Origin of the sequence: Streptomyces sp. SLBN-31, assembly GCF_006715395.1 — a bacterium.
In the GTDB taxonomy this organism is placed as follows: domain Bacteria; phylum Actinomycetota; class Actinomycetes; order Streptomycetales; family Streptomycetaceae; genus Streptomyces.
Genome location: NZ_VFNC01000001.1, coordinates 859,927 through 878,347 on the forward strand (window position 1 = coordinate 859,927; position 18,421 = coordinate 878,347).

At 71.2% G+C, this 18,421-nt stretch carries 19 protein-coding genes; 10 read left to right on the forward strand and 9 right to left on the reverse strand.

Annotated features, from left to right (window positions below; genetic code table 11):
* Positions 1 to 2: 2 nt before the first annotated feature.
* From FBY22_RS04170 to mce, 4 genes are all read right to left on the reverse strand, one after another.
* Positions 3 to 959 (reverse strand): ABC transporter ATP-binding protein, encoded by a 957-nt coding sequence (locus FBY22_RS04170; protein ID WP_142142540.1) that lies wholly within the window; start codon positions 957 to 959, stop codon positions 3 to 5.
* A gap of 108 nt (positions 960 to 1,067) precedes the next feature.
* The gene (locus FBY22_RS04175) at positions 1,068 to 2,003 is read right to left on the reverse strand and encodes a cellulose-binding protein (protein ID WP_142142541.1); all 936 of its coding nucleotides are present in this window, start codon (positions 2,001 to 2,003) and stop codon (positions 1,068 to 1,070) included.
* 183 nt (positions 2,004 to 2,186) lie between these two features.
* Positions 2,187 to 6,068 carry a polarized growth protein Scy gene (gene scy, locus FBY22_RS04180; protein ID WP_142142542.1) on the reverse strand — a complete coding sequence of 1,294 codons (3,882 nt, stop codon included), beginning with the start codon at positions 6,066 to 6,068 and terminating at the stop codon, positions 2,187 to 2,189.
* 209 nt (positions 6,069 to 6,277) lie between these two features.
* Complete coding sequence (gene mce, locus FBY22_RS04185; protein ID WP_126274402.1) at positions 6,278 to 6,718, reverse strand: methylmalonyl-CoA epimerase; 441 nt, start codon at positions 6,716 to 6,718, stop codon at positions 6,278 to 6,280.
* 148 nt (positions 6,719 to 6,866) lie between these two features.
* Here mce and FBY22_RS04190 point away from each other — a divergent pair, with 148 nt between their 5' ends.
* On the forward strand, positions 6,867 to 8,069 hold the full coding sequence (locus FBY22_RS04190) for an acetyl-CoA C-acetyltransferase (RefSeq protein ID WP_142142543.1): 1,203 nt from the start codon (positions 6,867 to 6,869) through the stop codon (positions 8,067 to 8,069).
* 37 nt (positions 8,070 to 8,106) lie between these two features.
* Positions 8,107 to 9,063, forward strand: a complete 957-nt coding sequence (meaB, locus tag FBY22_RS04195; protein WP_142142544.1) for a methylmalonyl Co-A mutase-associated GTPase MeaB — start codon at positions 8,107 to 8,109, stop codon at positions 9,061 to 9,063.
* Positions 9,064 to 9,128: 65 nt separating this feature from the next.
* On the opposite strand, the gene FBY22_RS04200 is transcribed toward meaB, so the two are convergent.
* From FBY22_RS04200 to FBY22_RS04215, 4 genes are all read right to left on the reverse strand, one after another.
* Positions 9,129 to 9,605 (reverse strand): MarR family winged helix-turn-helix transcriptional regulator, encoded by a 477-nt coding sequence (locus FBY22_RS04200; RefSeq protein WP_142142545.1) that lies wholly within the window; start codon positions 9,603 to 9,605, stop codon positions 9,129 to 9,131.
* A 95-nt stretch (positions 9,606 to 9,700) separates the two neighbouring features.
* Positions 9,701 to 10,498 carry an AIM24 family protein gene (locus tag FBY22_RS04205; RefSeq protein ID WP_142147346.1) on the reverse strand — a complete coding sequence of 266 codons (798 nt, stop codon included), beginning with the start codon at positions 10,496 to 10,498 and terminating at the stop codon, positions 9,701 to 9,703.
* Between the two features lie 2 nt (positions 10,499 to 10,500).
* The gene (locus FBY22_RS04210; protein WP_142147344.1) at positions 10,501 to 11,151 is read right to left on the reverse strand and encodes an AIM24 family protein; all 651 of its coding nucleotides are present in this window, start codon (positions 11,149 to 11,151) and stop codon (positions 10,501 to 10,503) included.
* Position 11,152: 1 nt separating this feature from the next.
* Positions 11,153 to 11,785, reverse strand: coding sequence for an AIM24 family protein (locus FBY22_RS04215; RefSeq protein ID WP_142142546.1), 633 nt, complete (start codon positions 11,783 to 11,785; stop codon positions 11,153 to 11,155).
* A gap of 114 nt (positions 11,786 to 11,899) precedes the next feature.
* On the opposite strand from FBY22_RS04215, the gene FBY22_RS04220 reads away from it, so the two are divergent.
* From FBY22_RS04220 to FBY22_RS04240, 5 genes are all read left to right on the forward strand, one after another.
* Positions 11,900 to 12,244, forward strand: a complete 345-nt coding sequence (locus FBY22_RS04220; RefSeq protein ID WP_142142547.1) for a DUF3817 domain-containing protein — start codon at positions 11,900 to 11,902, stop codon at positions 12,242 to 12,244.
* Positions 12,241 to 12,534 (forward strand): MTH1187 family thiamine-binding protein, encoded by a 294-nt coding sequence (locus FBY22_RS04225; protein ID WP_142142548.1) that lies wholly within the window; start codon positions 12,241 to 12,243, stop codon positions 12,532 to 12,534. The genes FBY22_RS04220 and FBY22_RS04225 overlap by 4 nt, the downstream gene beginning before the upstream one ends.
* 149 nt (positions 12,535 to 12,683) lie before the next feature.
* A complete protein-coding gene (locus FBY22_RS04230) occupies positions 12,684 to 13,448 on the forward strand; it encodes a hypothetical protein (RefSeq protein WP_142142549.1) in 765 nt (254 codons plus the stop codon).
* Positions 13,445 to 14,131 carry a DUF4166 domain-containing protein gene (locus FBY22_RS04235; RefSeq protein ID WP_399210472.1) on the forward strand — a complete coding sequence of 229 codons (687 nt, stop codon included), beginning with the start codon at positions 13,445 to 13,447 and terminating at the stop codon, positions 14,129 to 14,131. Before FBY22_RS04230 ends, FBY22_RS04235 begins: the two co-directional genes overlap by 4 nt.
* Positions 14,128 to 14,772: a TetR/AcrR family transcriptional regulator gene (locus FBY22_RS04240; protein WP_142142550.1), complete on the forward strand. Its 645-nt coding sequence runs from the start codon at positions 14,128 to 14,130 to the stop codon at positions 14,770 to 14,772. Before FBY22_RS04235 ends, FBY22_RS04240 begins: the two co-directional genes overlap by 4 nt.
* 225 nt (positions 14,773 to 14,997) lie before the next feature.
* On the opposite strand, the gene FBY22_RS04245 is transcribed toward FBY22_RS04240, so the two are convergent.
* The gene (locus FBY22_RS04245; protein ID WP_142142551.1) at positions 14,998 to 15,981 is read right to left on the reverse strand and encodes a DUF5937 family protein; all 984 of its coding nucleotides are present in this window, start codon (positions 15,979 to 15,981) and stop codon (positions 14,998 to 15,000) included.
* An 81-nt stretch (positions 15,982 to 16,062) separates the two neighbouring features.
* Here FBY22_RS04245 and FBY22_RS04250 point away from each other — a divergent pair, with 81 nt between their 5' ends.
* The 3 genes from FBY22_RS04250 (at position 16,063) to FBY22_RS04260 (ending at position 18,317) form a co-directional block, all read left to right on the forward strand.
* On the forward strand, positions 16,063 to 17,331 hold the full coding sequence (locus FBY22_RS04250) for an MFS transporter (RefSeq protein ID WP_142142552.1): 1,269 nt from the start codon (positions 16,063 to 16,065) through the stop codon (positions 17,329 to 17,331).
* Between the two features lie 21 nt (positions 17,332 to 17,352).
* On the forward strand, positions 17,353 to 17,862 hold the full coding sequence (locus FBY22_RS04255) for a MarR family winged helix-turn-helix transcriptional regulator (RefSeq protein ID WP_142142553.1): 510 nt from the start codon (positions 17,353 to 17,355) through the stop codon (positions 17,860 to 17,862).
* A gap of 116 nt (positions 17,863 to 17,978) precedes the next feature.
* Positions 17,979 to 18,317 (forward strand): DUF3817 domain-containing protein, encoded by a 339-nt coding sequence (locus FBY22_RS04260; protein ID WP_142142554.1) that lies wholly within the window; start codon positions 17,979 to 17,981, stop codon positions 18,315 to 18,317.
* Positions 18,318 to 18,421: the final 104 nt, after the last annotated feature.

Consider the following 18,421-nt stretch of genomic DNA (forward strand, 5'->3'; position numbering starts at 1 on the left):
CCTCAGCTCCTCTCGCAGTCGTCGCCCCAGGCCGGCCGCTGCCCGGCGGGGGCGTCGGAGTGCGCGTGGTACTCCACGGACTCGGCGGTCAGCCGCATGAACGCCTCCTCCAGGGAGGCCTGCTGCGGGCTGAGCTCGTGCAGCACGATCTGGTGCCGGGCCGCCAGCTCGCCGATGTGCTCGGCCTTCCCGCCGTCCACCTCCAGCGCCCCGCTCCCGGACTCCACGACGGTCACGCCGGCCTCGTGCAGCACGTCGAGCAGGCGCTCGCGCTGCGGGCTGCGCACCCGGACGTAGGAGCGCGAGTTCTGCTCGATGAACTCGGCCATGGAGGTGTCGGCGAGCAGCCGGCCCTGGCCGATGACGACCAGGTGGTCGGCGGTGAGCGCCATCTCGCTCATGAGGTGGGAGGAGACGAACACCGTCCGCCCCTGCGCGGCCAGCGATTTCATCAGAGTGCGGATCCAGTGGATGCCCTCGGGGTCGAGGCCGTTGACCGGCTCGTCGAACATCAGGATCCGCGGATCGCCGAGCAGCGCGCCCGCGATGCCGAGCCGCTGCCCCATGCCCAGGGAGAACCCCTTGGCCTTCTTCCTCGCCACACCGGTGAGACCGACGGTGTCCAGCACCTGCGCCACCCGGCCGCGCGGGATGCCGTTGCTCTGCGCGAGGCAGAGCAGGTGGTTGTAGGCGCTGCGCCCGCCGTGCGTCGCCTTCGCGTCCAGCAGGGCGCCGATGTACTTCAGCGGGTCCTTGAGACGGTCGTAGTGCTTGCCGTCGATCCGGACGTCACCGGCCGTCGGCCGGTCGAGACCGAGCATCATGCGCATCGTCGTCGACTTGCCGGCGCCGTTGGGTCCCAGGAACCCGGTGACGATGCCGGGTCTGACGGTGAAGGTCAGGTTGTTGACCGCCACCTTCTCGCCGTAACGCTTCGTCAGGCCCGCCACTTCGATCATGCGGCCACGCTAAGACGGCTCCTGGGCCGGTGCCACCGGAGGACTCCGGGCACGGCGAAGGCCCGCACCTCCGGGGGAGACGGTACGGGCCTTCGAACGTAGTGCTGATTACCGGGACTGCTGAGCCGGAACCCCACGGGAGATCGGCTCGTCGTCGGCCGGCGTGCCGGCGGCGGCCACCGCGGCGCCCGTGAGCGTCGCGAGCATCTCGCGGACGTTCGTCAGCTGGGCGTTGATGCTGTCGCGGCGGTTGGTGAGGGCGGCCAGCTCGCGCTCGGATTCCGAACGGATCCGGTCGGCCTTGGCGTTGGCGTCCGCCACGATGTCCTCGGCCTGGCGCTGGGCCGTCTCCACCGTCTGGCGGGCGCGGCGCTCGGCGTCCGTGCGCAGCTTCTCCGCCTCCAGGCGCAGCTGCTCGGCGCGGTGCTCGATCTCGGCGAGGCGCTTCTCCGCCTTGGCCTGGCGCGAGGCCAGGTCGCGCTCCGACTGCTCGCGGCGCTTGGCGAGGTTCGTCTCGAAGTCCGCGGCGGCCTGGGCGGCCTTGGCACGGGTCTCCTCGAAGAGGGCGTCCGCCTCCTCGCGCTTCGACTGCGCGTCCTTCTGCGCCTCGGAACGCAGCTGGGAGGCGTCGCTCTTGGCCTTCTCGACGATCCGGACGCCCTCGTCCTCGGCCTTGGCCTTGCGCTCCGCCGCGAACGACTCCGCGTCGTTGCGGACCTGCTGGGCCGCGGACTCGGCGAGCTCGCGGTGCTGCTCGGCCGCGCGCCGGGCCTCCTCGCGCAGATCCTTGGCCTCTTCCTCGGCGAGGCGCAGGATCTTCTCGACACGCGCGCCGAGACCGGCGTACGACGGCTCCGCGTCGCTTACCTGAGCCTGGGCGTTCTGCGTCTCGAGGTGGAGCTCCTCGATGCGCTTTTCCAGAGCGGTGATGCGGGCGAGAGCGCTGTCACGGTCGGAGACGAGCTTGGAGATGCGTTCGTCCACCTGAGCGCGGTCGTACCCACGCCGCACAAGCTCGAAGCCGTAGGGGGAAGTGTCGCTCATGGGGTTCCTGTCAAATGAGACCGGTGAGGTGATAGGGGGAATCCTAGGGGCCGAAGCGGTGTGTCATCGAGCGGATACGTGTTTGATCTGGAGAATGACACCCCTTTTGAGTGGCTGACCCCGGGACGGCTTGCCAAAAATGTGGTCAAAGGCCCCCGACTGCATCGCCTTTCGACCGGTCGGTCAGCTGTCCGACGGCTTGCCACCCGAACGAGGGGCTCCGACCGCGGCACCCGCCTTGACACCCGCGTCCTTGCCCGCCGACGGGGCCTCGAAAGACTCCAACGCCTCCAGGACGTCCTGGACACGGGAGATCTCGGCCTGGATGTCCTCGCGCCGGCGCACCAGGATCTCCAGCTCGCGCTTGCCCTCCTCGACCGTGGCCCTGGCCTCGCGGATCGCCTCCGCCTTGAGCTCCTCGGCCTCCCGCACGAGCGCCGACTTCTTCTGCTCGGCCTCCTTCAGCAGGCCCTCGGCCTTCTTCACGGCGGCGATACGGACCTTGCCGGCCTCGGAGTTGGCCTCCGACACCAGCTCCTTGGCCTTCGCCTGGGCCTTGGCGAGCTGCTCCTCGGCGGCCTTGATGAGCGCGTCGCAGCGGTCGCCGGTGGACTTCATCGTCTCGGCGGCCTCGCGGCGGGCCCGCTCGTGCAGGGCCTCGATCTCGCCGGTGATGCGGTCGCGCAGCTCCTCCGCGCGCTCCCGGATCTGCGTGGCGTCGCGACGGGCGCCGACCAGCAGCTCGTCCGCGTCCGTACGGGCCTTCTCCACCAGCGAGTTGCCCTCGACCGTCGCCTCCGACACCAGCCTGTCGGCCTCCTTGCGGGCCGCGCCGACCATCGTGTCGGCCCGCGTCTCCGCCTCGGCGGTCGTCTGGTGCGCCTGCTGCTGCGCCTCGGTGAGCAGCTTGTCGGCCTCGGCCGTCGTCTCCGTGATGAGCGTGTCGACCTGCTCGGCCACGTCCTGGCGCCGCTTGTTGGCGTCCTTGCGGGCCTCGTCCAGAGTGCGCTCGGCCTCCGCGCGCGCCGAGTTGACCAGCCGCTCGGCCTCCGCCGCCGCCTCGGCCCTGACCCGCTCGGACTCGCTGCGGATCCGCTCGGCGTGCTGCTGGGCGGAGCCCACGGTCTCGGCGGCCTCCGCGCGCAGCCGCTCGGCGTCGCCGGTGGCGTCCGCGATGAGCCTCTCGGCCTTGGCGACCGCCTCGGCCCGCGTCCGCTCGGCCTCGGCGACCGTGTCGGTGCGCAGCTTGTCGGTGTCCCGGACCGTCTCCGTGGTGAGCCGCTCGGCCTCGTTGCGCGCCTCGGTGATGAGCGTGTCGGCCTGCGTCGCCGCGTCCGACCGGATGCGGTTGGCGTCCTCGCGGGCGTCCGCCCGGGTGCGCGCGGCCGCCTGGTCCGCCTCCGCGAGGGCGTCCGAGACCTCCGTACGCACCCGCTGGGCGTGCTCGGCCGCGTCCGAGCGCAGCCGCTCCGCCTCCGCGATCGCCTCCGAGACGGTCCGCTCGGCGAGCGCCTTGGCGGCGTCCGTCTCCTCTGCGGCCTCGCGCCGGATGCGGTTGGCGTCCTCGGTGGCCCGCTCCCGCTCCGCGTAGGCGTCGGCGCGGACCCGGTCCGACTCCTCCTCGGCCTCCCGCCGGGTGCGGTCGGACGCGTGCTCGGCGGCGCTGCGCAGCCCGGCGATCTCCTCCTGGGCCTGCTCGTGCAGCCCGGCCACGGAGTCCCGTACCTGCTGGGCGTGGAGCTCGGCCGCGGACACCATCTCGGTGGCACGCCGGTCGGCCTCCTCGACCAGCCGGACCGCCTCGGTCTGCGCCTCCTCGACCCGGTTGCGGGCGGAGGCCAGCAGTTCCTCGCTCTGCTCCCGGGCCTGCCTGCGCTCCTGGTCGGCCTCGGTGCGCGCGGCGCCGAGGAGTTCCTCGGCCTCGCGGCGGCGCCGGTTGGCCTCCTCCTGGGCCGCGGCCAGCGTCTCCGACGCCTCGGTACCCAGCCGCTCGGCGGCGGCCTGTGCCTCGGCCCGCACCCGGTCGGCGGTGTCCTGCGCCTCCGACTTCAGCCGCTCGGCCTCGGCCGCGGCCTCCGAACGCAGGCGTACGGCGACGGCCTCGCCCTCCGCACGGGAGGCCGACGCGTCCGACGCGGCCTCGTCGCGCAGCCGCTGGGCCTCCGCCTCCGCCTGCTGCTGGAGCGTGCGGATCCGCTCGGCGGCCTCGGCGCGCAGCCGGTCGGACTCCTCGGCGGCCTCGCGGCGGATGCGCCCGGCCTCCTCGCGGGCCTCGGCCAGCGCCCGCTCGGCGGCGGCCAGCCGGTCCTCGGCCTCGGACTGCAGCCGCGTCAGCTCCGCGGCGGCCTCCGCGCGGCGGGTCTCTATGGCCCGCTCGGTCTCCTCGCGCAGCTCGCGCGCGGCCCGCTCGGCCTCCGCCCTGATGCCCTCGGCCTGCTCGGCGACCTCCTCGCGGTGCCGCTCGGCCTCCTGCCGGGTGCGCTGCAAGGTCTCCTCGGCCTGCCGGCGCAGCGTGGTCGCCCGCTCGATGGCCTCGGTGCGGACCTTCTCGCTGTCGGTGGTGGCGCTCTGGCGCAGCTCGTCCGCGTCCGCCTTCGCCTTGGACAACAGCTCCTCGGCGGTCTTGGCGGCCTCCTCGATCTGCGCCACGGCCTCCTTGCGGGCCTCCGCGCGGATCTTCTCGCCCTCGGCGACCGCGTCGGAACGCAGCTGCTCGGCCTCGCCGCGCAGCCGGCGGGCCTCCTCCTGCAGCTCGACCGTCTTGGCGCGGTACTCCTTGGTGTCGTCCTTGGCCGCGCCCTTGAGCTGCTCGGCCAGGTCGTGCGCCTCGGCACGCAGCCGGTCCGCCTCGGCCTCGGCCTCGGAGCGGATCCGCTCGGCCTCCTCGGCGGCGGCCTTGGTGGTCTTCCTGGCGTCCTCCTGCGCGCGGTTGAGGACGTCCTCGGCGGTCCTGGCCGCCTTCGACAGCTGGGTGGCGCTCTCCTCGGCGGTGATCGTCCGGGCCTTCTCGGCGGCCTCGGCGACGATCCGCTCGGCCTCGGCGCGGGCATCCGCGACGGCCTGCTCGGCGTCCGCCTTGGTGGACTCGGCCTCCTTGGTGGCCTCCTGCACCAGCCGGGCGACCTGCTCCTTCGCCGTGCGCGTGCGCTGCTCGTTGGCCGACTCGGCGCTGGCGAGGGCCTTCTCGGCCTGCGCGGTCGCCTCGGTGACGAGCTTGTCGGCCTCCGCCTGCGCCTTGCGCAGCGCCTCCTCGGCCTCGGTCATGCGCTGCTCGGCGGCGCGGCTGAGCTCCTGCGCCTGCCGGCGGGCCGAATCCGACTCCGTGGCCGTGGAGTTGCGCAACTGCTCGGCGTGGTCGGTGGCCTCCTGGGCCTGCGTGGACGCGGCGTTCAGCAGGCGCTCGGCGTCCGTGCGCGCCCGGCGCAGCAGCTGCTCCGCCTCCGCGCGCGCCGACTCGGCCTCGCTCTGCAGCCGCTGCCGGGCCTCCTCGGTCAGCCGCTCGGCCTCCGCGCGGGCGGCCGCCATGGCCTGCTCGGCCTCGGCACGGGACTCCTCCAGCAGCCGGCGGGCCTGCGCCTCCGTACGGGCGCGCAGCTGCTCGGCCCAGGCCACGTTCTCGTTGACGTGCGACTCGACGGTCTGCCGGCGCTCCGCCAGCTCCTGGTCCAGCTGCTGCCGGCGGGTGACCGCCTCCTGGTGCAGCTCGGCCTGCAGCCGGGCGGCGTTCTCGGCGTGCTCCTGCAGGATGCGCTGGGTCTGGGCCCGGGCCTGGCTCAGCTCGCGCTCGGCCTCCTGGCGCAGCTGGTCGGCCTGCATCTGCGCGTTGCGCAGCAGTTGTTCGGCCTGGTAACCGAGGTCACCGCCGTCGAAGGCGGGCCGGGACATGATGGTGCGGCGCGCCTCGTGCAGCTTGGCGCGCAGCACCTCGACCTGGTAGCCGAGGTCCTCGGCGTGCTGGATCGCCTTCTCCCGCTCGGTCTTCAGCCGATCCATCTCGGCCTCGAACCGAGAGAGGTGGTCGACGTCAGCCGCCGGCTCTCGCTCCTGGCGTTCGTAGCCCCGCACTGCGCGGTCCCATCCGTCCCCTGGTCGCATGTCTGGCCATACGAGCTCCGTCCGTCGGACGGACGGAGCCCCCGGGGAATGGTGTCAGATCAACGGCGGAGCATGGGCTGCTGCCCCGCGCTCGCCCCCCGAAACCCGGACCCCGGCGTGCGGCCACCCCGGTTCGAGGAGCGACCGCCCCCAACCCTACCGGCCCTTATGTACGGCGGTCAGTGCTCAGGTGACTCAACAGGCGCCGAAGTGACCAGTTCTGTCAGTACGCCGTGACAATCCTTGGGGTGCAGAAACGTGATCCGTGACCCCATGGAGCCACGTCGCGGCTCTTCGTACAGAACGCGTACGCCCTTGTCCTTGATGTCGGCGGCGTCGGCGTCGACGTCCGCCGTACCGAAAGCGATGTGGTGGACGCCCTCGCCGTTCTTGTCGAGCCACTTGGCGACCGTCGAGTCGGGGCGCGTCGGCTCCAGGAGCTGCAGGTAGGAGGCGCCGCCGTCCGAGGTGTCGTTGATCTTCAGCATGGCCTCGCGGACGCCCTGCTCCTCGTTGACCTCGGAGTGGAACACCTCGAAGCCGTACGTGGCCCGGTAGAACTCGACGGTCTTGTCGAGATCGAAACAGGCGATTCCGATGTGGTCGATTCGCGTCAGCATGGTTGTCAGTGCAGCGCTCTTCGGATGGTTACGCAACGTGCGCGCGATCACACCGACGGCCCGGTGACGGCACGGAGTGCCACTCAGTACATTCGAAGTAAACCCTCGTTCACTCCTCGGCAGTGCAGCCGGAAGGGGATCGCACCTCATGACTGGAACGAACAGCACGACCTCGGTGATCGTCGCGGGCGCCCGAACGCCCATGGGACGGTTGCTGGGCTCGCTGAAGTCCTTCTCCGGAGCCGACCTCGGCGGCTTCGCGATCAAGGCGGCCCTCGACCGTGCGGGAATCGGCGGCGACCAGGTGCAGTACGTGATCATGGGCCAGGTGCTCCAGGCCGGGGCGGGCCAGATCCCGGCCCGCCAGGCCGCCGTCAAGGCGGGCATCCCGATGAGCGTCCCGGCGCTCACGGTCAACAAGGTGTGCCTGTCCGGCCTCGACGCCATCGCCCTCGCCGACCAGCTGATCCGCGCCGGCGAGTTCGACGTGATCGTCGCGGGCGGCCAGGAGTCCATGACCAACGCCCCCCACCTGCTGCCGAAGTCCCGCGAGGGCTTCAAGTACGGTGCGATCGAGATGCTCGACGCGATGGCGTACGACGGCCTGACCGACTCCTTCGAGAACATCGCCATGGGCGAGTCCACGGAGAAGCACAACACGCGCCTGGGCATCCAGCGCCCCGAGCAGGACGAGATCGCCGCCCTGTCCCACCAGCGCGCGGCGGCCGCCCAGAAGAACGGCATCTTCGAGGCCGAGATCACCCCGATCGAGATCCCCCAGCGCAAGGGCGAGCCGGTCGTCTTCAGCAAGGACGAGGGCATCCGCGGCGACACCACCGTGGAGTCCCTGGGCAAGCTGCGTCCGGCCTTCACCAAGGACGGCACGATCACCGCGGGCACGAGCTCCCAGATCTCGGACGGTGCGGCGGCCGTGGTCGTGATGAGCAAGGCCAAGGCGCTGGAGCTGGGCCTGGACTGGATCGCCGAGATCGGCGCCCACGGCAACGTGGCCGGGCCGGACAACAGCCTGCAGTCGCAGCCGTCGAACGCGATCCTGCACGCCCTGAAGAAGGAGGGCCTTAGCGTCGAGGACCTCGACCTCGTCGAGATCAACGAGGCCTTCGCCGCCGTCGCGGTGCAGTCAATGAAGGACCTCGGCGTGTCCACGGAAAAGGTGAACGTCAACGGTGGTGCGATCGCCCTGGGTCACCCGATCGGCATGTCCGGCGCCCGTCTCGTCCTGCACCTGGCCCTGGAGCTCAAGCGCCGGGGCGGCGGTGTCGGCGCGGCCGCGCTGTGCGGCGGCGGCGGTCAGGGTGACGCGCTGATCGTGCGGGTACCCAAGGCCTGAACCCTCTGTCGTACATACCTCTCTGAACGGAGCTGTGATGCAGGACGTCTCCACACTCGTCGCCCAGGCGAGGGAAGGCCGGCCGCGAGCCGTGGCCCGGCTGATCTCCCTGGTGGAGGGGGCGTCCCCGCAGCTCAGGGAGGTCATGGAGACACTCGCCCCGCTGACGGGCAACGCCTATGTGGTCGGTCTGACGGGCTCGCCCGGCGTCGGCAAGTCCACGTCCACGTCGGCGCTGGTGACCGCGTACCGCAAGCAGGGCAGACGGGTCGGTGTCCTTGCCGTCGACCCGTCCTCGCCCTTCTCGGGCGGCGCCCTGCTCGGCGACCGCGTCCGCATGTCGGAGCACGCCTCCGACCCGGGCGTCTACATCCGCTCGATGGCGACCCGGGGCCACCTCGGCGGGCTCGCCTGGGCGGCCCCGCAGGCCATCCGCGTCCTGGACGCGGCGGGCTGCGACGTGATCCTGGTCGAGACGGTCGGCGTCGGCCAGTCGGAGGTGGAGATCGCCTCCCAGGCCGACACCAGCGTCGTCCTGCTGGCCCCCGGCATGGGCGACGGCATCCAGGCGGCCAAGGCCGGAATCCTGGAGATCGGCGACGTCTACGTCGTCAACAAGGCCGACCGCGACGGCGCCGACGCCACCGCCCGCGAGCTCAACCACATGCTGGGCCTCGGTGAGTCCCGCGGCCCGGGCGACTGGCGCCCCCCGATCGTCAAGACGGTCGCCGCGCGCGCCGAGGGTGTCGACGAGGTCGTGGAGGCCCTGGAGAAGCACCGCGCGTGGATGGAGGAGCGCGGAGTCCTCGCCGAGCGCCGCCGGGCCCGCGCCTCCCGCGAGGTCGAGACGATCGCCGTCACGGCCCTGCGCGAACGCATCGGAGACCTCCACGGCGACCGCCGCCTGAGCGCCCTGGCGGAGCGCATCGTCGCCGGCGAACTGGACCCGTACCGCGCGGCGGACGAGCTGGTGGCGGGCCTGACCCAGGGCTGAGGCCCCGGACGACGAGGGGCGGGGTTCCTGTTCGGACCCCGCCCGCCGTCCTGCCGGTCGGCCGCCTAGGGGCGTCCCCGCTGCCCGCGCAGGTGTTCCTGGATGGGCTTGAGGGCCTTGTCGAGTTCCGACAGTGCCTCGGGGGACAGCAGATCGATGAAGTGCCGCCGTACGGACGACACGTGGTGCGGCGCGACCTTCTGCATCGTCTCCATGCCGTGCTCGGTCAGCACCGCGTACAGGCCGCGCCGGTCGGACTCGCAGTTCTCCCGGCGGACCAGGTTCGCGTTCTCCATGCGGGTGATCTGGTGCGAGAGCCGGCTCTTGGACTGCAGGGTGGCGGACGCGAGGTCGCTCATCCGCATCCGTACGTCCTCCGACTCGGAGAGGTTCACCAGGATCTCGTAGTCGTTCATTGTCAGGCCGAACGGCTGCAGATCCCGTTCGAGCTGGTACGTCAACAGCCTGTTGACCTCCAGGTGGGTGCGCCAGGCGCACTGCTCCGCATCGGTCAGCCAGCGCGTGGCCGTCTCGGTCTCCATGAATGAAGTCTACCTAAGAAGTTGAAAAGCGAACTAGTGAGGGTTTTCGCGTGACGGTGCGCACACGTTCGACGTCACACTCCGCAGACTACCGCTCACAGCCCGAAGCGACGCTGGAGGTCTCCCAGCTGTCCGGGAAGGCGCGGTGCCCCTCCCGGCTGTGAGGGCCCTGTGAAGGGCCCCCCGGAACCGGGGATTCCGGGCTCCTGCGGAACCATCCCCGTGGCCTGCTCGGCCATGAGGGTCTCGGACGACTGGAGCAGGACCGTGCCCGCCCCGACGAACTCGAACTGGTGCTCCTCTCCGGAGGCCCCTCCGAGGCCCGTCATCGCACGTAGACCGCCCATCACACCGGTCATGTAACCGTGGTCGTAGTGGTGGCACGGCGAGGGGCAGTCGGCCCAGCCGACGAGCGCCTGCGGGTCCACCCGGATCGGGGGTTCCATGAACACCACCGGACCGTTAGATGCGGCCACGAACTTTCCGGTTCCGATGAGTGTCAGAAAACCCGGCACGATCGATTGCTTGAGAGCGAGACTTGGCTGAAAAGCGAGCAAGTTGCCGGAGCGAATGGTCAGGTTGCCGTCGTCCAGGTCGTACGAATTCACGTCGAAGGCCCGGTCGGCGAGGAGCATCTTGCCCGAGCCCTCCGCCACGACCCAGTCGCTCGCGTGCAGAGGCGAATGGAACGACGTACGGACAAGTCGGTCGAGTCGACCGTGCCCGACGCCGTTGAACTCCATCGAGCCGTAGTACGCGATCATCTTCCCCTTCTGCAGGAACCACTGGCTCCCCTTGAGCTCGACGCAGAAGGTGTACTTGTTGACGTTGTCGTCGACCGGCAGGGTCATGGGGTCGTAGACCGTCGGGCCGCCGCCCGGAGCCCCGTACATGCTCACAGCTTCTCCTCCGAGGCCTGGACGTAGACGGTGCCGCTGCCGCTGAACTCCAGCTGGAAGGCCTCGCCGGAGCCGCGGCCCACCATGTCGCGCCAGCCGAGGGCGGTCGACAGCTTGTTGCGTACGTCCCCGTAGTGGGCGACGTACGCCTGCGGATCGACGTGCACGGCCCGCCCCGGGGTGATCGGCACCTCGAAGACCCCGCCGTGCGCCATGACGGCCACCGACCCGTGGCCCTTCAGGGTCGTGGTGAACAGTCCCTGCCCGGTGACCTGCCCGCGCACCATGCCCATCACCCCGCCCTGCGAGCCCATGAACATCGTGCCCTGCTCGAGGGTGCCCTCGAAGGCGAGCAGCCGGTCCGCCTCCACGTACAGGGTGTCCCCGGTGAGGTCGATGACCTGGACGTGGTGCCCGCCGTGCCCGAACAGCACGGTCCCGCTGCCCTCGACGCTCATCAGCGGTGTCGCCTCGTTGGCCACCCGGCGGCCGATCATCGACATGATCCCGCCCTGGCCGCCCTGCATGTTGGGCGTGAAGGACACCTCGCCCTTGTAGGCGAGCATCGCGCCCCGCTGACTGAACAGCCGCTGCCCCGGCACCACCGTGGCCTCGATCATCTTGGAGTTGATCTCGCGGAAGCCCATCTCACACATCACCCGCGATCGTGTTCCGCTCGCTCGGCTGCACGTACACCAGCCCGTCCCCCTCGAACCGGATCTGGAAGGCCTCCCCGCCGCCCTCACCGAGCAGGGTGCGGAAGGTCACACCGGACTGGAAGGACTGCCGCAGGTTCCCCTGGTGCGCGACGTACGCGCCGGGGTCGACGGTCAGCGGGTACTGCGCGCTCACCCTGAGCACCACCGCCGGCCCGTCGGACATGATCGCCGCCTGTCCGTGCCCCTCGACGGTGGTCGTGAACAGTCCGTTTCCCTGGGAGGCCCCGCGCAGACCGGTGAAGGTCGTGCCGGTGCGCAGACCCGCGTCCGTGGCGAGCAGGTTGCTCGACTCCACGAACAGCTTGTCCCCCTGAAGGCTGACCAGGTTGATCTCGGACGCGCGGTCGGCGAACCAGCACGTGCCCTGCCCCCGCACCTCCATCACCGTCATCTGCTCACCGGTGAGGCGCCGCGTCACCATCCCCCGCAGCCCCTCCCCACCGCCACTGAGCTTCTTGAACGCCATCTGACCGTCGTACGCGACCATCGAGCCGTTCTTCGCCTTAACGGCGTCCCCGGTCATGTCGACGGCGAGCACTTTGCTGCCTTGAAGTCGGAACATCGCCACGCTGTGAAGGTAACCCCCCGACCCGTCCCCGCTCGCCCCTTTGTCACAATGGGGAACGCTTGTGCATCCGTTCACAAAGAGCGACCTGTCTCCCACCGAAGGTGACCCGTGGACCTCAAGACCGCCACCGCCCTCCGACGCCTCCGACTCGTCTCGGCTCCCGAGGCCGTCTCCTTCCTGCTCCTGCTGCTGTGCTCCGTGCTGAAGCGGACGACGGACTTCAACGCGGTGCCGGTGATGGGCATGGTCCACGGCGTGCTGTTCGTCCTCTACGTGATCTTCTGGGCCGACGCCTGGAACCGCACCAAGTGGCCGCTGCGGACCGCCGCCGTCTACTTCGTCCTCTCCGTCCTGCCGACCGGCGGTTTCTTCGCGGAGCGCAGGCTCAAGCGAGCCGCCGAGGACGAGGTCATCGCCTCCCGCGCTCGCGCGGAAGGGATCGTGAACGCATGATCGTCGCCTTCTCCGTGACCCCGCTCGGGGTCGGCGAGGACGTCGGCGAGTACGTCGCCGAAGCCGTCCGTGTGGTCCGCGAGTCCGGCCTGCCCAACCGGACCGACGCGATGTTCACCAGCGTCGAGGGCGAGTGGGACGAGGTGATGGACGTCGTCAGGCGGGCCGTGGCCGCCGTGGAGGAACGCGCGCCGCGCGTCTCGCTGGTCCTCAAGGCGGACATCCGCCCCGGCGTGACCGACGGCCTTACCTCGAAGGTGGAGACGGTGGAACGGCACCTCGCCCAGTAGCACTCCAGGCCCCCGAAACCCCGGCCCGCGGAGCCGGGGTTTTTCACACCCCCCATTTGAGCGTTCGCTCAAAACAAAGTACCGTCGCCCCAGTGAGTTGAGCAGTCGCTCAAAAGCGGGAGCCACTCGGAACACACCTGGGGGAACGCATGGCCCGCACCGGGCTCTACGTGGAGGCGCGCATCCGCACCCACCTCGAAGACCTCTGGACCCACACCCAGAACCCCGCCGCCCACCAGCGCTGGGACCTTCGCTTCACCGAGATCTCGTACCTGCCCCGCGCCGAGGGGGAGCCGCAGCACTTCCGGTACGCCACCCGGGTGCTGCCCTTCCTCACCGTCGCCGGCACCGGCGTCTCGGCGGGGGAGCGGGAACGCCCGGACGGCACCCGCACCTCCGCCCTCCGCTTCTCCTCCCCGCACCCCCTCTCCCTGCTGGCCGAGGGCAGCGGCTACTGGCGCTACGTCCCGGACGGCGACGGAGTCCGCTTCCTCACCGGCTACGACTACCGCCCCCGCTGGGGCGCCCTCGGCGCGGCGGCCGACCGCCTGCTGCTGCGCCCCCTGATGGGCTGGGCCACGGCCTGGTCCTTCGACCGGCTGCGCCTCTGGCTGGAGCGGGGCATCACCCCGGAGCGGGCACTGCGCAACTGGCTGGCCGAACTGCTCGTACGCGCCCTCCTGATCACGGCGGGCTGCGCCGGCTTCGGCCTGGAGCACCGTTTCCTGCGGCTGTCGGGCCCCCTCGCGGCGCCGATGGCCTACGCCTGGCCGCTGCTCCTGGCCGTGACCGTCTCCCTGGCCCTGTTCGCGGGACCCCTGCCCTGCACCCCGGCGGCCCGCCGCTGCCTGCGCACACCCCCCACACCCGTGCGCGCCCCGCGCCTCCTGCGCACCCTGGGGAGCCCGCGATGACGACGATGACTCCGTCGATCTTCCGCACCGCCATGGGCGCCGAGTTCGACCGCCTCCACCCCCAGCTGCGGCGCCGCTTCTCGGTCGGCCTGGCGAGCGGCGAGACGTGCACCGGCCGCGGCGTGATGGACCGCATCTGGCACGGCGGGCCCTGGGTGAAGCCCTTCCTCGCCCTCGGCGCGACCCGCAACATCCTGGTCCCCAGCCCCGGCCGCGACGTCCCCTTCGTGATCGAGAACGTCCCGTACACGGACACCTTCGGCCGTGAGACGGTGAGCTTCGTGCGCACCTTCGACCTGCCCGGCCGCCCCCGCCGCTTCGACGCCCAGATGGTCCTGAGCCCCAAGAAGGACCGCGTCCTGGACTACCTGGGCACCCACCAGCACCTCGCCAGCGACCTCCACCTGCACGCCGAGCCGGACGGCTCCCTCCTCATCCGCTCCGGCGAACACCGCTTCCGAGAGGGCATGGTGGACGTAAGGGTCCCCGAACTGATCGGCGCCACGGCACAGGTGCGCGAGTCCTACGACGAGACGACGAACCGCTTCCACATCCAAGTGAAAGTAGTGAACAAACACTTCGGCCCGCTCTTCGGCTACGAGGGCTCCTTCGAGGCGTCGTACACGGACATCCCGGCCATCCGCCCGGGCCTGCGACCGGTCCGCGAGGAGCGCCGCGCATGAGCCCGGAGACGGCCAAGTCCCGGGAGACGAAGACCAAACTGCTCGAGGGAGCCCTGAACGTCCTCACCGAGCAGGGCATCGCGAAGACCTCGGCCCGCACGATCGCCACATCGGCCGGAGTCAATCAGGCCCTGGTCTTCTACCACTTCGGCTCCGTGGACGAACTACTGGCCGCCGCCTGCCGGCACGGCGCCGAACAGGCGGTCGCCCGCTACCGCACCCGCCTGGCCGCGGTCACGTCCCTCTCCGAACTGCTCTCCCTGGGCCGCCGGATCCACGAGGAGGAACGCGAGGGCGGCCACGTGGCCCTCCTGGGTCAACTGCTGGCAGGCGCCCAGACCCACACCGCCCTGGGCCCCGCCACGGCCGCGGGCCTGGACCTGTGGATCACCGAAATCGAGAGCACCCTCACCCGCGTACTCCCCAACACACCCTTCGGGGAGTTCGCCCACCCGAGAGGCCTGGCCCGCGCCGTGGCGGCGTCCTTCGTGGGCATCGAACTCTACGAGGGCGTCGACCGCGAGGGAGCCCACGCGGCCCTGGACGCCCTGGAACAACTGGGAGCCCTGGTGGCCGCCCTGGAAGACCTGGGCCCGGTGGCCCAACGAGCGATCCGCCACCACCTGCGCCGCAGAGTCTGAGAAGCACGCCCAGGAAGTGCCACGACCCCCAGCAGAGCGTCCGCGGCACCACGGTGACCGCTCGCGCAGTTCCCCGCTCCCCTGGGTGCCTGTAGTCGACGACGGCGAGAAGGGGACGGGGTGGGGGGTGCCCGCCCGCAGTGTCGGGCGTCAACGCCGCTCACAAGCAAAGCCGACAGAACCGCCCGACCGAGGACGGACACCCCCCACCCCGTCCCCGACCCCTCACCCGTCCCCGGACACCAAAGCGATCCCCAACGGTGTCCGCTCGTACAGCACTTGATGCCCGTACCGCCGCGCGACCAGCAGCCCGGCGTCCCGCAGCAGCGTCAGATGCGCGGAGACGGAGGACGGCGCGAGCCCCAGCCGATGGGCGAGCGCGCCGGTCCCGGCAGGTTCGTCGAGGGCGGCGAGCACGGCGGCACGCCCCCGCCCGAGGAGCCGTACCAGAACGTCCGGGGTGCGCTCGGCCGGCTCGGCCCACAGCCCGCCGATCCCCCGGGCCGGATACGCGAGGGTGGGCTGCCACGGCGGATCGAAGGTGCTGACCACGTCCGGCCAGATGAAGACGCTGGGCAGCAGAACGAGCCCCTGCCCCGCCAGCTCACGCTCGTGCTCGCCGCGGAACTCGACGGTCAGCGTCCCCGCCTCCCAGCCGAACCGCCGGTTGATCTCCGGCAGCAGCCCGCCGAGCCCCACCTCGGCCAGCCGCCGCGAGTGAAAGGCGATGTCGGCCTCCAGCAGGGCGCGCAGCCGCGGCCAGTCCGGGGCGATCAGGGCCCGCCAGACGCCCTCCATCGCGTCCGAGAGCTCCTCGACCATGCCTGCCGGATCCGCGAGCCACCGCTCCGCCGCCGCCGAGCCGAGAGCGCCAGGGGTGTCGGCAAGAGATTTCCACGTGTCCGCCAGAGCGACCTCCGGATCGCAGGCCCGTACCGCCGCGATCTCCTCCTCGAAGGAGGCGGCGGGCCCGATCGGCGGCGGACACAACCAGTCGGGACAGTGACCGGGCTGCGGCATCAGCAGCCACAGATCGCTGAGGTCCAGCCCCCGGGCCACCTCACCGACCCGCCGCAGCCACCGCGCGTGATACCCGTGCCGCTCGCGCCGCTTCAGCGTGCGCACCAGCTCCTGCGTCTCCCACAGCGGAGAGACGGCGAACCGGCACCGCAGAAAGTCGTCCTCCCCGAACCGCAGCCGCGAAGGCACCGCGCACCACCCACCCCTCCCAACATTCGCCCGAGCCCGAATCTCTAGGATGCCCCACCCCGCACCCGCAGGCTGCTGCCCATGCCCGCAGCAGCACCCACACCCGCACCCCCGCCCCCCACCCGCTACACAGCCGTCTTCGCCGTCCGAGAGTTCCGCGCGGTCTTCGCCGCCCACGCCCTCTCCCTCCTCGGCCTGATCGTCAGCGAGATCTCCCTCTCCGTCCTCGTCTACGACCTGACCGGCTCCCCTTTGATGAGCGCCCTCACCTTCGCGCTCGGCTTCCTGCCGTACGTGATCGGCGGCACCCTGCTCGCGGGCATCGCCGACCGCTTCCCGGCCCGCCGGGTGCTGGTCTCGTGCGACCTGCTGTGCGCGGGCTGCGTGGCGCTGATGACGACGCCGGGCGCGCACATCGGCGTACTGCTGGCCATGCGCTGCGGCGTCGCGGCGGTCTCACCGGTGTTCCAGGGCACCCGCCTGGCCACGCTGGCCGACATCCTCGGCGACGGCGACCTGTTCGTGCTGGGCCGCTCGCTGCTGCGGATCGTGAGTCAGAGCGCGCTGCTCGTCGGGTTCGGGCTGGGCGGCCTGCTGCTGATCGTGGTCTCGCCGCGGCACGCGCTGCTGATCACGGTCGGCACGTTCTGCGCCTCCGCGCTGCTGCTCCGCTTCGGCACCCGGCGCAGGCCCGCCCGGACCGGCACGACGACCCCGCTGGTGAAGGACTCCCTCAGGGGCGCCCGCCAGGTCCTCTCCGACCGCCGGGTCCGCGCCCTGCTGCTGCTGTTCTGGATCCCGCCGATGTTCGCGGTGGCGCCGGAGGCGCTGGCGGCGCCGTACGCGGACGAGCTGTCGGCGGGCTCGGCGGGTCTGGGCCTGCTGATGTGCGCCCTGCCGGTCGGCACGATCGCCGGTGAACTGTACGCGGGCTCCCGGCTGCGCCCCGCGACCCGGGAACGCGTCGTGCTCCCTCTGCTCTGTGCGACGGTCCTGCCGTACGCCGGCTACGCCCTGCGCCCCGGCCTCGCCGCCTCGCTGGCGCTGCTGCTGGTCGCGGGCGCCGCGTCGGCGTACACCCTCGGCCTGGACCAGTGGTTCGTGCGGGCGGTGCCGGAGGAACTGCGGGGGCGGGCGATGACGCTGCTGCAGGCCGGGCTGATGACGATCCAGGGGGTGGGGATGGCCCTGGCGGGGGTGGTCGCGGAGTTCGCCGGGGTCAGGGCGACGGTCGCGGGGGCTGGAGTGCTCGGTGTCGTGGTCTGCGTCCTGCTCGCCCGAGAGGCCCGTCGTACGGAGGCCCCCGAGCCCGCCGGACCGATGGGCGAGACGGGGCTGACCACCATGTGACCGGCCGGTAAGGTCAGGGGCGTGCCGAAGCCGCTCAGTCTTGCCTTCGATCCGATCGCCCGCGCCGACGAACTCTGGAAGCAGCGCTGGGGCAACGTGCCGTCGATGGCGGCCATCACGTCGATCATGCGCGCGCACCAGATCCTGCTCGCCGAGGTCGACGCGGTGGTCAAGCCGTACGGGCTCACGTTCGCGCGGTACGAGGCACTGGTGCTGCTCACCTTCTCCAAGGAGGGCGAGCTGACGATGTCCAAGATCGGCGAGCGCCTCATGGTGCACCCCACCTCGGTCACCAACACGGTCGACCGCCTGGTCAGGTCGGGTCTGGTGGCCAAGCGCCCCAACCCCAACGACGGCCGCGGCACCCTGGCCTCCATTACCGACAAGGGCCGCGAGGTCGTCGAGGCGGCCACCCGCGACCTGATGGCGATGGACTTCGGCCTCGGGGTCTACGACGCCGAGGAGTGCGCGGAGATCTTCGCGATGCTGCGACCCCTGCGGGTGGCGGCGCACGACTTCGACGAGGACTGACCCCGCACGACCCCGCCACCCCGCGACCCCGCACGACCCCGCGACCCCTGACGACCCCGCCCAGGTCCACGGACCCCGCCCAAGATCTCCCGGAACGGGCGGTTACGCTCGACGCCATGAAGAAGAGCGTGCTGACCCGCTACCGCGTCATGGCCTACGTCACCGGTGTGCTGCTGGTCCTGCTGACCCTGGGCGTGATCGCCAAGTACGGGCTCCACCTCGACGGGGCGGACAAGTTCACCACCTTCGTGGGGATCGCCCACGGCTGGCTCTACGTCCTCTACCTGGTCTTCGCCTTCGACCTGGGCTCGAAGGCGAAGTGGCCGGTCGGCAAGCAGCTGTGGGTGCTGCTCGCGGGGACGATCCCGACGGCCGCGTTCTTCGTGGAGCGCAAGGTCACCCACGAGCTGGAGTCCAAGGTCGCCGACCCGGCTCCGGTCTCCGCGAAGGCGTAACCGCCCCGGCTCCGGTCTCCGCGAAGGCGTAACCGTTCCGCCGTACGGATCGCGTACGGCGGTCCGCCATCGACATTTACTTGGACGTCCTAGTAAATTCGAGA

Coding starts and splice junctions, on each gene's coding strand:
- FBY22_RS04170 (WP_142142540.1), bottom strand. CDS start 959: ATGATCGAAGTGGCGGGCCTGACGAAGCGTTACGGCGAGAAGGTGGCG.
- FBY22_RS04175 (WP_142142541.1), bottom strand. CDS start 2,003: ATGAGCGACACTTCCCCCTACGGCTTCGAGCTTGTGCGGCGTGGGTAC.
- mce (WP_126274402.1), bottom strand. CDS start 6,718: ATGCTGACGCGAATCGACCACATCGGAATCGCCTGTTTCGATCTCGAC.
- FBY22_RS04190 (WP_142142543.1), top strand. CDS start 6,867: ATGACTGGAACGAACAGCACGACCTCGGTGATCGTCGCGGGCGCCCGA.
- meaB (WP_142142544.1), top strand. CDS start 8,107: ATGCAGGACGTCTCCACACTCGTCGCCCAGGCGAGGGAAGGCCGGCCG.
- FBY22_RS04200 (WP_142142545.1), bottom strand. CDS start 9,605: ATGGAGACCGAGACGGCCACGCGCTGGCTGACCGATGCGGAGCAGTGC.
- FBY22_RS04205 (WP_142147346.1), bottom strand. CDS start 10,498: ATGTACGGGGCTCCGGGCGGCGGCCCGACGGTCTACGACCCCATGACC.
- FBY22_RS04210 (WP_142147344.1), bottom strand. CDS start 11,151: ATGGGCTTCCGCGAGATCAACTCCAAGATGATCGAGGCCACGGTGGTG.
- FBY22_RS04215 (WP_142142546.1), bottom strand. CDS start 11,785: ATGTTCCGACTTCAAGGCAGCAAAGTGCTCGCCGTCGACATGACCGGG.
- FBY22_RS04225 (WP_142142548.1), top strand. CDS start 12,241: ATGATCGTCGCCTTCTCCGTGACCCCGCTCGGGGTCGGCGAGGACGTC.
- FBY22_RS04230 (WP_142142549.1), top strand. CDS start 12,684: ATGGCCCGCACCGGGCTCTACGTGGAGGCGCGCATCCGCACCCACCTC.
- FBY22_RS04235 (WP_399210472.1), top strand. CDS start 13,445: ATGACGACGATGACTCCGTCGATCTTCCGCACCGCCATGGGCGCCGAG.
- FBY22_RS04240 (WP_142142550.1), top strand. CDS start 14,128: ATGAGCCCGGAGACGGCCAAGTCCCGGGAGACGAAGACCAAACTGCTC.
- FBY22_RS04250 (WP_142142552.1), top strand. CDS start 16,063: ATGCCCGCAGCAGCACCCACACCCGCACCCCCGCCCCCCACCCGCTAC.
- FBY22_RS04260 (WP_142142554.1), top strand. CDS start 17,979: ATGAAGAAGAGCGTGCTGACCCGCTACCGCGTCATGGCCTACGTCACC.